Genomic DNA, 13647 nt, shown 5'->3' with positions numbered 1-13647 from the left:
AGGAAAAGTCATGGAATTTTTGAACGCCTTTTCCCACCTCGACTGGCAGCAGGTGATGCACCTGACCTGGCAGCACATCACCCTGGTCGGCATCGCCGTCAGCCTGGCGATTCTCATCGGCGTGCCGCTGGGCATCCTGATGACGCGTTTCCCGAGCCTCGCCGGCCCGCTGCAGGCCAGCGCCACGGTGCTGCTGACCGTGCCGTCGATTGCATTGTTCGGCCTGCTGCTGCCCTTCTATTCGAAATTCGGCCAGGGCCTCGGCCCGATGCCGGCGATCACCGCCGTGTTCCTCTATTCACTGCTGCCGATCATGCGCAACACCTACCTCGCCCTGACCGGCGTCGAACCGGGCATTCGCGAAGCCGCACGCGGCATCGGCATGACCTTCGGCCAACGCCTGCGCATGGTCGAGTTGCCGATCGCGGTGCCGGTGATCCTCGCCGGCGTGCGCACCGCCGTGGTGATGAACATCGGCGTGATGACCATCGCCGCGACCATCGGCGCCGGCGGCCTCGGCGTGCTGATCCTCGCCTCCATCAGCCGCAGTGACATGTCGATGCTGATCGTCGGCGCGCTGCTGGTCAGTCTTCTGGCGATCTTCGCCGACCTCATTTTGCAGTGGCTGCAACGTTCGCTGACTCCAAAAGGACTCCTGAAATGATCGAACTTCAAAACCTCAGCAAGACCTTCCAAAGCAACGGCAAAGACGTGAAAGCCGTGGACTCGGTAAGCCTGACCGTCAATGAAGGCGAAATCTGCGTGTTCCTCGGGCCATCGGGTTGCGGCAAAAGCACCACACTGAAAATGATCAACCGCCTGATCAAACCCACCTCGGGCAAGATCCTGATCAACGGCGAAGACACCACCGATCTCGACGAAGTGACCCTGCGTCGCAACATCGGCTACGTGATCCAGCAGATCGGTCTGTTCCCCAACATGACCATCGAAGAGAACATCGTGGTGGTGCCGAAACTGCTCGGCTGGGACAAACAGAAATGCCACGACCGCGCCCGCGAACTGATGAGCATGATCAAGCTTGAGCCCAAGCAATATCTGCATCGTTATCCGCGCGAACTGTCCGGCGGCCAGCAACAACGGATCGGCGTGATCCGCGCACTGGCGGCGGATGCACCACTCTTGCTGATGGACGAACCGTTCGGCGCAGTGGACCCGATCAACCGCGAGATGATCCAGAACGAGTTCTTCGAGATGCAGCGGGCGCTGAACAAGACCGTGATCATGGTCAGCCACGACATCGACGAGGCGATCAAGCTCGGCGACAAAATCGCCATCTTCCGCACCGGCAAACTGCTGCAGATCGACCACCCGGACACCCTGCTCGCCCATCCGGCGGACGACTTTGTCAGCAACTTCGTCGGCCAGGACAGCACCCTCAAGCGTCTGCTGCTGGTGAAGGCGGAAGACGCAGCGGACAACGCTCCATCGGTGAGCCCGGAAACTCCGGTGGCCGATGCGCTGGAATTGATGGACGAGCATGACCGTCGTTACGTGGTGGTCACCTGCGCCGAGAACAAGGCACTGGGTTATGTGCGACGTCGCGACCTGCATCGTCAGACCGGTACGTGCGCGCAGTTCCTGCGTGAGTTCAACGCCACGGCCGCGTACGACGAGCATTTGCGCATCCTGTTGTCGCGCATGTACGAGTTCAATCGTGCCTGGTTGCCGGTGATGGATGCCGAGCGAGTCTTCCTTGGCGAGGTTACCCAGGAGTCGATTGCGGCGTACCTGAGTTCGGGTCGTTCGCGCGGAATGAAGACCAATATCGTGTCGCCAGCCGAGGCGGTGGCCTGATCAAAAGCAAAAGGGCTGTTCGACAGCCCTTTTTTTCGACCACCGGATCCTCAAGGCCGGGATTTTTTCGCCGACGATGAGCCGGCAAGAAATATCAACACACCAGAGCGCCGAACCCGGCCGTTCTTGTCAGCTTCAACCGGCAAATCCCCCCTCATCTGCCCTTCTCGCCGCCAACGTCGCCGATGTTGAAGTGATCGTAGTTATCCGAGAGTTGGCGCACATCAGCATCGAACGTGCAGGTATTTTTAACACCTGAAAATTATTGCGGAACATCTGACCGTCATCTCGGTCGGCTACAAAGAGTGATATCCGCAACGCACGTCAGAAGCGTGCAAAAACGCGACATTTTTAGTTGATCTCAGGCCCCTCACGCCCTAAAGTTCGCGCCGAACGTCCATGCTGGAAACGATCCATCCGGCTCAAGTACTGACGACGAGACAGCAAGGCCAAGGGCAACGACCCATGGCCTTTTTGCTTTCGGCGACATGCCTTGGGAAGTAGGCGAACCAAAGTGGGGATACGGAGGACGTTCATATGCACCCATTGTTTTTACCCGTTTGCCCATAGGAGCTCCCAAGTATGTCGATCCAGGTCGAAGACTATTTCGCGCGCGAAACCTTTCAGAAAATGAAGGCGTTCGCCGACAAACAGGAAACCCCGTTCGTGGTGATCGACACCGCGATGATCGCCCAGGCCTACGATGACCTGCGCGCCGGTTTCGAATTCGCCAAGGTCTACTACGCGGTCAAGGCCAACCCGGCCGTCGAGATCATCGACCTGCTCAAAGAGAAGGGTTCGAGCTTCGATATCGCCTCGATCTATGAGCTGGACAAAGTGCTGGGCCGTGGCGTCAGCCCGGACCAGATCAGCTACGGCAACACCATCAAGAAATCCAAGGACATCCGCTACTTCTATGAGAAGGGCGTGCGCCTGTTCGCCACCGACTCCGAAGCAGACCTGCGCAACATCGCCAAGGCTGCGCCGGGCGCCAAAGTCTATGTGCGTATCCTGACCGAAGGCTCGACCACCGCCGACTGGCCACTGTCGCGCAAGTTCGGCTGCCAGACCGACATGGCCATGGACCTGCTGATCCTCGCTCGTGATCTGGGCCTGGTGCCGTACGGCATTTCGTTCCACGTCGGTTCGCAACAGCGTGACATCAGCGTCTGGGACGCTGCGATCGCCAAGGTTAAAGTGATCTTCGAGCGCCTGAAGGAAGAAGATGGTATCCACCTGAAGCTGATCAACATGGGTGGTGGCTTCCCGGCCAACTACATCACCCGTACCAACAGCCTGGAAACCTACGCCGAAGAGATCATCCGTTTCTTGAAGGAAGACTTCGGTGATGACCTGCCGGAAATCATTCTGGAGCCGGGCCGTTCGCTGATCGCCAACGCCGGTATCCTGGTCAGTGAAGTGGTACTGGTTGCGCGCAAATCCCGCACCGCCGTAGAGCGTTGGGTCTACACCGATGTGGGCAAGTTCTCCGGCCTGATCGAAACCATGGACGAAGCGATCAAGTTCCCGATCTGGACCGAGAAGAAAGGCGAGATGGAAGAAGTCGTGATCGCCGGCCCGACCTGCGACAGCGCCGACATCATGTACGAAAACTACAAGTACGGCCTGCCGCTGAACCTGGCGATCGGTGATCGTCTGTACTGGCTGTCGACCGGTGCGTACACCACCAGCTACAGCGCCGTAGAGTTCAATGGCTTTCCGCCGCTGAAGTCGTTCTACGTGTAAATGACGCTTTAACTGAAAAGGCCCATGCTTGCATGGGCCTTTTTTTATTTACGCAGCCAGGCTTCGAGATGGTTGATCATTTTCATGAGTGCTTCACCTTCCAGCACTGCCAGCTCCAGCTTTGAATTCATTCGCCCCATCGTTGACATGTTTCGGGTTTGAACAAGCTCGTCAATTGCGCCATCGACGTGCAACAGAATCTCTTCCAGGAACACTGCCATCTGAGATCGCAGCGCCGCGAACCCGTCAAACAACGCGGTGATATCAACCTTGTATTCTCGCGCTCTTATCAAAGGTTCCGTCGAGGAATACGCGATATCCCACTCAGGCATCGTCGCCTGCGCAGTGAACAACTCCTGCACGACAACAGGTTGCGTATGGCAATCACAGGATCGGTAGTCCAGCGCTCCCATGAAAGCGGACTTAATTGCAAACAAATCCTCATACAGACTTTTGTTGATAGATTTCACAACGTCCAGGTAGCCGCTTGCGTCAAAAAGTTCGCTGCCCAATCCTTGAATCAGTCCACGTACGCTCACTGGCCGGTTTGCACCCCAGACCGGAGAGCGTGAATAACTGAACAGACCGACGTCTACTTGATCGATGGGCATGGACGGGGACATACGATCGCTGATGTCCGAAGCCTCACGGGCAAAAACAATCAGATCCTCGCAGATCGTGGCGTATCGCGTCCTTATGCTGTTACAGCGCTCCCAACAGATGTTCAAAAAATTCCGATTGGCTGAAACCTTGTTTAAACGCGAATCGTAAGGGAGCGTTGCACGCTGGTGACCACTGTTGCCACAACGCTCCAATACAATCGGTATCTTGTCGTAGGTTGGAAAGAGAACGGCGAGAAGACGCTCGTAACGATCCTGAACACGCCGTTGCTCGGGGGAAAACTCATAATCGGCTATTTGCATTTTCATATCGAAGAGGGCGACCACAGGAGCCACCCTCTTCTCCCCCTCAGCGTTGAATCAGATTCAGGTAGTCGACAATTTCTACGATTCGGGTAATCGCGACATCCAGACGATCCTCGACAGGCTGCGTCTTGTCCTGCTTGAACTCTCGGTTGAACTTTTCAGTGTCGGCGAGCAACTTGTTAAACTCATTAACAAAGTCCAGACGCCCATCGTCCAGCGCTTCCAGCGTGCTAATCAGATCAATCTTGCCTTTCGCGATCTCGACATCTATGGCATAACCGTCAGCCTGTCGCTTGTAATCGGCCGCCCGCGCCTCAAGCGTTTTATAAGCCGCCAGCATATTGAGGTAAGAAATGGCGTGACCAATACCCTCAACCAGCTTTTTCAGTGTTTCCAGAGCAAGCATTGCAATTTGAATCTGCGGCGGAGCCAGACCCAGCGCCTTTAACTTTTCAAGCGTGAGTTGCGCTTCTTCACCAATCTTTTCGACCCCTGCTTCTTCGATCGCATTGATGGCTTCGCGAATCGATTTCATCTGCTCCTTAAGCACTGAAACCCGTTCATCGGCACTCCCTTTTTGCTCCTCGGCAAACGCTAGATCTTTTTGCTGGGCCACCAACCACTGTTTCGCCAGCGTTCTGTCAAACCGCTGATTGAAACCATTTCTCAACGTGCTTGTTTCTTCGGTCAAAGAAGACAGCTTCTGTGATGCCCCCCCGAGCTCCTTTTCAATATCAAAACAGATATCCTCATACTCATCTTCATAACGCGGATCATGTAAATCCAACTTAAGGCTTTGCAGTCTTCGATGCGACGAGTCAAGGCCGATGCGACTCGACTGAGCGTTTTCGCGAACAGGAAGCAAACTATTACTGATTGCTCGTGCCAAAGCATTCATTGATACAACCGGCTCTTGCAGAAAGTTATATTTCTGGAACAGCATTTGTGCATGAGTGTTCGAATTTTGTACCACTGCGTCATATTCACGCAACCTGGACATATCGAAATCCGATTCCAAAATTTGTGCTTGCATTGTCATTTCGATTCCATTCAAAAAAACCAGTCGGCTGCCGCTGTATTCCCTTTCTGCCTCCATGAAAACCTTGATCAGCTCATCAGAGCTGACTTGAATTTTTTCCCACGGAGAAATAACGCTGCGTAAATTACCAATGAAACGCCTTAAGCTGGTCGCCTCAACCACATCACTGATGAACAAGAACGACTCATCGATATATTCCTTCAACGCGCTCCACACCAGCCTTAAGTTTTCAGTGGCCAGATCGGCCTCGATCGCGACGTAACTCAGATTCTGAAAATCATCACGCACCCTGTTCAGGGAGCTCAATGTCTGGCTTTTACTTGCCATCCTCTGATTGGCGGCAGCTTGCTCAACCCTTAATTCGTTCCGCTGTTTGCGTATCTTTTCAGCATTGACACCGTAATAGATGCCAAGAATCAGTCCGCCAAGGTTCAGCGTTGCACCTGCGAGAACCGCTTTTTTTACCAGTTCGCCGTATTCTGCGTTGAGCTCATCAATTCTCGCTGCGCGCTCATCAATTTCAGCTTGCAGTAACTTGATATCTTGCTGATAGGTATTTTTTTCAATAAAGCTCAATCGCAACTTAATTTCCGGCACCACTTTCCCATGCAGGGTATCGCCAAAAATCTTAAGTTCTGCTTTCACCTGCTCGGCATCGCCGTGAGATTTTTTTACCCTGCCAAGCAACTGCTCAAGGTAATACTTGATATCGGGAATATCATCGGGCGGCAGCTCAATATCTGGAATATCGGGAAACTGCGCCTTAAACTTCAGAAACTCTTCAATGCTGCTAATATTATGCGCATCCAGATACGCCGCTGCCGGATGGCCATTGTAAACAGCCAAAATGTTACCGCCAATACTTTGAATCGTACCCGCAAAGATCTTCAACTGCTCCCCTGTCAGTTTGATTCTATCCCTCAACGGCGACCACGTTTGAGCATGCTCATACGTCGTTACAAACGTGCGAAGAAAGTCTTCTGCCTTTAATCCCACGCCCCCGTCATCACCTGCACCATAATTAAGATAAGCAATGACGTCCTGAAGTTGTACGGGGAGCGACAATCCCAGCGCCTCATACTTCATGATACTGATGATTTGTTCCTTGGTCAGTTGTATCCCGGTTTCCCGCGCTGCCTCCTCCCCTTCGAACACACCCCGACCAAGGGATGCATCCACAAACATCAACGGTACCTTTGAAGCAACTTCAAGCGATTTGTTGTAGTTATGAAATTCCATGAGAGACTCCTTGTCTTTCTGAAACCTGGTGAAATTTAAGTTTTATGCCAAATGCCCAAAGTTACAATTCCATCTAACTCAAAGCACCTTGCGAACAAACACTAATTCACCACAACAACAGATCACAAGCAGCCAATCATTAAAATTCAATTCAGCAAAGAACAACTTACCGAGAAGAGAAAAACATTCCCCATTCAGAAAAAACAACTTTCGGCTACAAAACCAACTGCAACACTGATCCGTTATACCGCCAACTCGTGCAAACGCTGCCGATAGGCGTCCGCCATCTTGCGTATCTCCGGATGATCCGAGTCCGACAACGACTCACTGCTGGTCCGCAGGAAGTTTACATTCCCTTCGGTCAGCGCCTTGCGCAGCCAACCGAGTGCCTCATCGACATGACCTTCGTCGGCCAGAACTGCCGCATAACTGAACTGCCCACGAAAATCCCCGCCCTTGGCTGAACATCGATACCACTCGCGGGCCGCTGTGGGATTTGCCGGACACACTTGCCCTTCTTCCAGATAACGACCGAGCAGATTCATCGATTTGGCATGGCCAAGTTCAGCGGCACGTTGATACAACGCCATTGCCTGAAGATGATCGACCACTGCACCGCGCCCGGTTGCGAGCAGATTGGCCAGGTTGTACATCGCCCAATCCAGTCCCGCGTCGGCGGCCGTCTGGAAATGGCGCGCAGCGAGTTCGGCGTTGACCACACAACCCCATCCGTGTTCATGACAACGGCCGAGCATGTTGCGCGCCATCAGATGACCTTGCCCGGCGGCAATTTCAAACCAGCGCAATGCCAGCGGCTGATCCTGAGCAATTCCATGGCCATCGAGCAGAATCTGCCCGAGCAGCGCCTGCGCTTCCAGCACGCCCTCACCTGCCGCCAGCAGAATTGCCTGGGCCGCGCGGGCCGGACTTTCTTCAAGCATCGCGGTGAGGCGTTCGCCGTCGAGGACTTCCTCGCGGCGCAAACGAAAGTCCGCCACTTACACCTCGACCCAGCGACGCAGCAGGTTGTGATAGGTGCCGGTGAGACGGATCAGCGAAGGGTGATCGGGCATGTCCTGGGTGAGTTGCTGGATCGCACCGTCCATCTCAAACAGTAACGCGCGCTGACTGTCTTCACGCACCAGACTTTGAGTCCAGAAGAACGAGGCATATCGCGCGCCGCGCGTGACCGCGTTGACCTTGTGCAAGCTGGTGCCGGGGTACAGCACCATATCGCCGGCGGGCAGTTTCACGCGCTGGGTGCCGTAGGTGTCCTGGATCTCCAGCTCGCCGCCGTCGTAATCCTCGGGTTCGCTGAAGAACAGCGTGGCCGACAGATCGGTGCGCACCCGCTCGATGCTGCCCTTGGGCTGACGCACGGCGTTGTCGATGTGGAAATCGAAACTGCCGCCCGCCGTGTAGCAGTTGAGTAACGGCGGAAATACTTTGTGCGGCAGCGCAGCGGACATGAACAGCGGATTTTTCCACAGGCGTTCAAGCATTGCCGCGCCGATTTCCTTGGCCAGTGGGTGGCCTTCCGGCAGTTGCAAATTGTGCTTGGCCTTGGCCGATTGATAGCCGGCGGTGATCTTGCCATCGGCCCAGTCGGCCTGTTCCAGAGCCTCGCGGATGCGCCGCACTTCGTCTTTCTCGAACAGAGCGGGGATGTGCAGCAGCATGTCGAAGTCACCTGATGGCAAAGAGGCGGCAATGGTATTGATTCTTATTGGCTGTGTAAAACCCGCTAGACGAATGAATCGGCAAAAACCGTAAGGTTAAATTGTAAAGAATGTAAATTCGTCGCGAATAACAATGTTTCGCAATTGATACGAATACCTGTTTACCCTATATTCCGCCGCCTCAAATCCTTGGGGAGGGGAATAAAAATGTCACGTCAACACGCACAATTACCCGTCAGCTCACCACGTCTGCTCGCCTCTGCCATCGGCGTCGCACTGACCGCCGGCTCCGCAGGCCACATGGTGTTCGCGGCCGAAAAGACCGACAGCAAAGCCTCCGGCAATGCCATTGCCCTGGACGCCACCGCCATCACCGGCGAAGCCCAGGACTCGACGTCCTACCAGGTCGAGAAGGCCTCCTCGCCCAAGTACACCGCGCCGCTGGTTGACACGCCGCGCTCGGTCACCGTTATTCCGCAACAAGTCCTGAAAGACACCGGCGCCCTGAACATGCAGGACGCGCTGCGCACCGTGCCAGGCATCACCTTCGGTGCCGGTGAAGGGGGCAACCCGCAGGGCGACCGTCCGTTCATCCGTGGTTTCGATGCACAGGGCGACACCTACCTCGACGGCGTGCGCGACACCGGTTCGCAAAGCCGCGAGATTTTCGCCGTGGAAAACATCGAAGTCAGCAAGGGCCCGAACTCCGCCATCGGCGGTCGCGGCGCGGCTGGCGGCAGCATCAACCTGGTGAGCAAGAAAGCCCACCTGGGCAACTCGTTCGACGGTGGTTTCACCTGGGGCTCCGACCAGACCCAGCGCTACACCCTGGACGGCAACTACCAGTTCAGCGATACCGCTGCCGGCCGTCTGAACCTGATGAGCCACGAGAGCAACGTCGCCGGTCGCGACAGCGTCGACTACGACCGTTGGGGCATCGCGCCGTCCCTGGCCTTCGGCCTGGGCACCGACACCCGCGTCAACCTCGACTACTACCATCTCGAAAGCAACGACACTCCGGACTCGGGCATCCCGTACACCATTCCGAAGGCCGGCTCGGCTGCCCGTACCAAGTCCAACCCGGACAAACCTTACTCGGGTGGCGATCACAGCAACTTCTACGGTCTGGACGGCCGCGACTTCCGCAAGGGTCGCACCGACACCGCGACCTTCGCCATCGAACACGACCTGAGCGACTCGCTGACCATCAAGAACACCCTGCGTCACGGCACCAGCATGCAGGATTACATCCTGACCCAGCCGGACGACAGCAAGGGCAACGTCAACAACGGCAGCGTCTGGCGTCGTGCGAACACTCGCGTGAGCAACACCGAGACCACCACCAACCAGACTGACCTGTTCGGCAACTTCTACGTTGCGGGCTTCAAGAACAGCTTCTCCACCGGTGTCGAATACACCCGTGAGGAAAGCCGCAAATCCTCGTACAACGTCAACACCGACACCACGCCGCGCACCAGCGCCGCGACCACCAACTGCACCCCGTCGATGATCGGCGCGTCGAGCGGCTACAACTGCACCTCGCTGTCGAACCCGAACCCGAACGATCCGTGGAACGGCGCAATCTCGCGCAACTACGCCGGCACCGACACCCAGTCCGATACCTACGCGCTGTATGTGTTCGACACTCTGGAACTGTCCTCGCAATGGCTGGTGAACATGGGCCTGCGTTACGACCACTTCGAAACCGGCTACCACACCTACACCAACGCAGGCACCACCACCGCCAAAGGCGCTGACACCAGCGAGTTCGTCACCGGTCAGTTCGGCATCGTCTACAAACCGGCAGAGAACGGCAGCATCTATGCGTCCTACGCCACCTCCGCCACGCCACCGGGCAACACCCTGGGCGAAGGCATGGACGGCAACCCGCTGGGCGGCACCACCGATCGCAACGGCAACCTGCTCAAGAGCGACATGGAGCCGGAAACCACCAAGAACTACGAAATCGGCACCAAGTGGGATCTGCTGAACGATCGCCTGTCGCTGACCGCCGACATCTTCCGCACCGAGAAAGAAAACGCTCGTGTCCAGGTTGATACCACCTCGTACGAAAACGCCGGCAAGACTCGTGTACAAGGTATCGAGTTGTCTGCCAGCGGCAAGATCACCGACAAGTGGCAAGTGTTCGCCGGTTACGCCTACATGGACAGCGAACAGGTTGATGGCGGCCCGCTGAACCGTGCCACCGACGGCAACGAACTGCCTAACACGCCGAAAAACAGCGCCAGCCTGTGGACCACTTACCAGGTCACGCCGAAGCTGACCATCGGTGGCGGTGCGTTCTACGTGGATGACGTGTACGGCAGCGTGGCCAACACCACCATGGTCGACTCTTACGTTCGTTACGACGCGATGGCTGCGTACAAGCTGAGCAAAAACGTCGACCTGCAGCTGAACGTGCAGAACCTGACCAACGAAACCTACTACGACAAAGCCTTCTCGACTCACTTCGCCAACCAGGCGGCGGGCCGTACGGCATTGCTGAGCACCAACTTCCACTTCTGATCGAAGAGGGAAGTCGCGAGCCCCGTTCATTCACTTGAACGGGGCTTTTGTGCGTAATAAAGAACGTTTCTCGATAACCCACGGCATAATGCACGCCGTGAACACCACTTTCGAACGGACAAGGCTAGCGACGTGTTGAAGAAAACCCTGTTCCAGTTGCACTGGTTTTTTGGCATCACTGCCGGGCTGGTGCTGGCCCTGATGGGCATCACCGGCGCTGCCTATTCGTTTCAGGACGAGATCCTGAAAGCCCTCAACCCCTCCGTGTTGCAGGTGGAGAAACAGGTCGCCGGCGTCCTGCCGCCCGCCGACCTGGTGGCGCAGATCGAAGCCGCCTCGGGCAAGAAAGTCTCGATGCTCTCGGTCGAGACCGAAAGCGGCACCGCCGGGCGCGTCTGGTTCACCCCGCCGAAAGGTGAGCGCCGTGGCGAGATGCGTTACTTCGATCCCTATACCGCCGAGTTCAAGGGCGAGGCCACCGGCCAGGACTTCTTCGGCCTGATGCTGCAGTTGCACCGGTTCCTGGCCATGGGCGATACCGGCCGCAACATCACCGGCGCCTGCACCCTGATGCTGCTGTTCTTCTGCTTCTCCGGCCTCTATCTGCGCTGGCCACGCCAGTGGAACAGCTGGCGCGTGTGGCTGACCCTGGACTGGAAGAAAAAGGGTCGCAGCTTCAACTGGGACCTGCACTCGGTGTTCGGTACCTGGTGCATGTTGGTTTACCTGTTGCTGGCGCTGACCGGTCTGTCCTGGTCCTACGAGTGGTACAACAAAGGCCTGACGAAATTGCTGTCGGATGCACCGCAAAACGAGCGCGTGCGCGGCGGCCGTGGCCCGGCACCCGAGGGTCCGGCGCCGACTGCCGATTACGCAGCCATGTGGATCAGCATTTACAGCGCCGCCGGTCCTGGCCTCGCCTCCTACAACATCCGCATGCCGCCAGTGGCTGGCCAACCGGCCACCGTGTTCTATCTGCTCGACAACTCGCCTCACGAGCGCGCGCTGAACCAGATCACCCTCGACCCGGCCACCGGCGTCGTCAAACGGGTCGACCGCTACGCCGACAAGAGCTTCAAGGCGCAATTACTGACCAGCATTTATGCGCTGCACGTCGGCAGCTATTTCGGTCTGGTCGGGCGAATCATCGTGACCGTCGCGGCGGTGCTGATGCCGCTGTTCTTCATCACAGGCTGGCTGTTGTACCTGGATCGCCGACGCAAGAAAAAGCAGATCAAGGATGCCCGTCAGGGACTCGAACAACCGGCCGGCGATGGCCCGGCGTGGCTGATCGGTTTCGCCAGCCAGAGCGGATTTGCCGAACAACTGGCGTGGCAGACCGCCGGCCAGTTGCAGGCTGCCGGCCTGTCGGTGAAAGTGCAGCCGTTGGCGAATGTCAGCGAACAGGACCTGCAGGAATCAAACAACGCACTGTTCGTGGTCAGCACCTTCGGTGACGGCGAGGCGCCGGACAGCGCTCGCGGTTTCGAACGCAAAGTGCTGAACCGTGCCTCGGCTCTCGACAACCTCCACTACTCGGTGCTCGGTCTCGGCGACCGTCAGTATCAGCACTTCTGCGGTTTCGCCCGACGCCTGCATCAATGGCTGGGCGAACATGGCGGCAAGACTCTGTTCGCTCCGGTGGAAGTCGATAGCGGCGACCCTTACGCGCTGCGGCACTGGCAGACCCAGCTCGGCCTGATCACCGGCCAGGTGCCAGTCGATACCTGGCAAGCACCGAGCTACGGCAACTGGACGCTGGTCCGTCGTGAGTTGATGAACCCTGACAGCAGCGGTTCACCGGTGTTTCTGCTGGGACTTTCCGCACCGGATACCAGCAGTTGGCTGGCCGGCGATCTGGTGGAAGTGCTGCCGCGCAACTGCCCGTGGGCCATCGAACATTTCCTCGACGGACTCGGCATTCGTGGCGAAACCAGCGTGAAGGTCAATGGCCTGGAGGAATCGCTGGAAGTGGCCCTCGCCACCCGTCAGTTGCCCGAGCACCGCGCGCATCTGGTGGGCCTGCATGCTCAGGCGCTGGTGGATGCGATGGTGCCGCTGGCGATGCGCGAATACTCGATCGCCTCGATTGCCGCCGACGGCGTGCTGGAACTGATCGTGCGTCAGGAACAACACAGCGACGGCACCCTCGGCATCGGCTCCGGCTGGCTGACCGAGCACGCGCCAGTGGGCGGCAGCATCAGCCTGCGGGTTCGGCGTAACAGCGGGTTCCACCTGCCGAACCAGCCTGTGCCGATGATCCTGTTGGGTAACGGCACCGGCCTTGCCGGTTTGCGCAGTCTGCTCAAGGCGCGGATTGCCGACGGCCAGCAGCGCCAATGGCTGTTGTTCGGCGAGCGCAATCGGGAACACGATTTCCTTTGTCGTGCAGAACTCGAAGAGTGGTTGATCAATGGTGATCTGACGCGGCTGGACCTGGCGTTCTCCCGGGATCAGGCCGAGAAGATCTACGTGCAGGACCGCTTGCGCGAATCGGCTGGTGAACTGAAGAAGTGGCTGGCGGACGGTGCCGTGATCTACATCTGCGGCAGCCTGCAAGGGATGGCGTCGGGCGTCGACCTGGCACTGCATGACATCCTTGGCGCGGAAGAAGTCGAACGCCTGATCGAACAGGGTCGCTATCGTCGCGACGTTTACTGACCACACATGACAACTG

At 57.2% G+C, this 13647-nt stretch carries 9 protein-coding genes; 5 read left to right on the top strand and 4 right to left on the bottom strand.

Features of this window, described 5'->3' with window-relative positions; all coding sequences use genetic code 11:
• Nucleotides 1-10 precede the first annotated feature (10 nt).
• The 3 genes from IF189_RS04275 to IF189_RS04265 all read left to right on the top strand — a co-directional run bounded on the left by IF189_RS04275 (nt 11) and on the right by IF189_RS04265 (nt 3561).
• Complete coding sequence (locus IF189_RS04275; protein WP_007953690.1) at nt 11-664, top strand: ABC transporter permease; 654 nt, start codon at nt 11-13, stop codon at nt 662-664.
• On the top strand, nt 661-1815 hold the full coding sequence (locus tag IF189_RS04270; RefSeq protein WP_134825473.1) for a betaine/proline/choline family ABC transporter ATP-binding protein: 1155 nt from the start codon (nt 661-663) through the stop codon (nt 1813-1815). The genes IF189_RS04275 and IF189_RS04270 overlap by 4 nt, the downstream gene beginning before the upstream one ends.
• 582 nt (nt 1816-2397) lie before the next feature.
• Nucleotides 2398-3561 carry a type III PLP-dependent enzyme gene (locus IF189_RS04265; protein WP_192552889.1) on the top strand — a complete coding sequence of 388 codons (1164 nt, stop codon included), beginning with the start codon at nt 2398-2400 and terminating at the stop codon, nt 3559-3561.
• Nucleotides 3562-3605: 44 nt separating this feature from the next.
• Here IF189_RS04265 and IF189_RS04260 read toward each other — a convergent pair whose 3' ends face one another.
• The 4 genes from IF189_RS04260 to IF189_RS04245 form a co-directional block, all read right to left on the bottom strand.
• Nucleotides 3606-4517, bottom strand: a complete 912-nt coding sequence (locus tag IF189_RS04260) for a hypothetical protein (protein WP_134825471.1) — start codon at nt 4515-4517, stop codon at nt 3606-3608.
• 13 nt (nt 4518-4530) lie between these two features.
• Nucleotides 4531-6765 carry an alpha-xenorhabdolysin family binary toxin subunit A gene (locus tag IF189_RS04255; RefSeq protein ID WP_134825470.1) on the bottom strand — a complete coding sequence of 745 codons (2235 nt, stop codon included), beginning with the start codon at nt 6763-6765 and terminating at the stop codon, nt 4531-4533.
• 242 nt (nt 6766-7007) lie between these two features.
• Nucleotides 7008-7763 (bottom strand): tetratricopeptide repeat protein, encoded by a 756-nt coding sequence (locus tag IF189_RS04250; RefSeq protein WP_192552888.1) that lies wholly within the window; start codon nt 7761-7763, stop codon nt 7008-7010.
• Nucleotides 7764-8444 (bottom strand): Fe2+-dependent dioxygenase, encoded by a 681-nt coding sequence (locus IF189_RS04245; RefSeq protein ID WP_085729567.1) that lies wholly within the window; start codon nt 8442-8444, stop codon nt 7764-7766.
• 207 nt (nt 8445-8651) lie between these two features.
• On the opposite strand from IF189_RS04245, the gene IF189_RS04240 reads away from it, so the two are divergent.
• Together IF189_RS04240 and IF189_RS04235 are read left to right on the top strand one after the other, a co-directional pair.
• Nucleotides 8652-10970 carry a TonB-dependent receptor gene (locus IF189_RS04240; RefSeq protein ID WP_192552887.1) on the top strand — a complete coding sequence of 773 codons (2319 nt, stop codon included), beginning with the start codon at nt 8652-8654 and terminating at the stop codon, nt 10968-10970.
• 132 nt (nt 10971-11102) lie between these two features.
• On the top strand, nt 11103-13631 hold the full coding sequence (locus tag IF189_RS04235; RefSeq protein ID WP_192552886.1) for a PepSY domain-containing protein: 2529 nt from the start codon (nt 11103-11105) through the stop codon (nt 13629-13631).
• Nucleotides 13632-13647 lie beyond the last annotated feature (16 nt).

Origin of the sequence: Pseudomonas sp. IzPS59, from assembly GCF_014863505.1 — a bacterium.
GTDB lineage: Bacteria > Pseudomonadota > Gammaproteobacteria > Pseudomonadales > Pseudomonadaceae > Aquipseudomonas > Aquipseudomonas kribbensis.
Note: the sequence above shows the minus strand (reverse complement) of the source record. Positions and strands in the feature narration are given on the sequence as shown.

Coding starts and splice junctions, on each gene's coding strand:
- IF189_RS04275 (WP_007953690.1), top strand. CDS start 11: ATGGAATTTTTGAACGCCTTTTCCCACCTCGACTGGCAGCAGGTGATG.
- IF189_RS04270 (WP_134825473.1), top strand. CDS start 661: ATGATCGAACTTCAAAACCTCAGCAAGACCTTCCAAAGCAACGGCAAA.
- IF189_RS04265 (WP_192552889.1), top strand. CDS start 2,398: ATGTCGATCCAGGTCGAAGACTATTTCGCGCGCGAAACCTTTCAGAAA.
- IF189_RS04255 (WP_134825470.1), bottom strand. CDS start 6,765: ATGGAATTTCATAACTACAACAAATCGCTTGAAGTTGCTTCAAAGGTA.
- IF189_RS04245 (WP_085729567.1), bottom strand. CDS start 8,444: ATGCTGCTGCACATCCCCGCTCTGTTCGAGAAAGACGAAGTGCGGCGC.
- IF189_RS04240 (WP_192552887.1), top strand. CDS start 8,652: ATGTCACGTCAACACGCACAATTACCCGTCAGCTCACCACGTCTGCTC.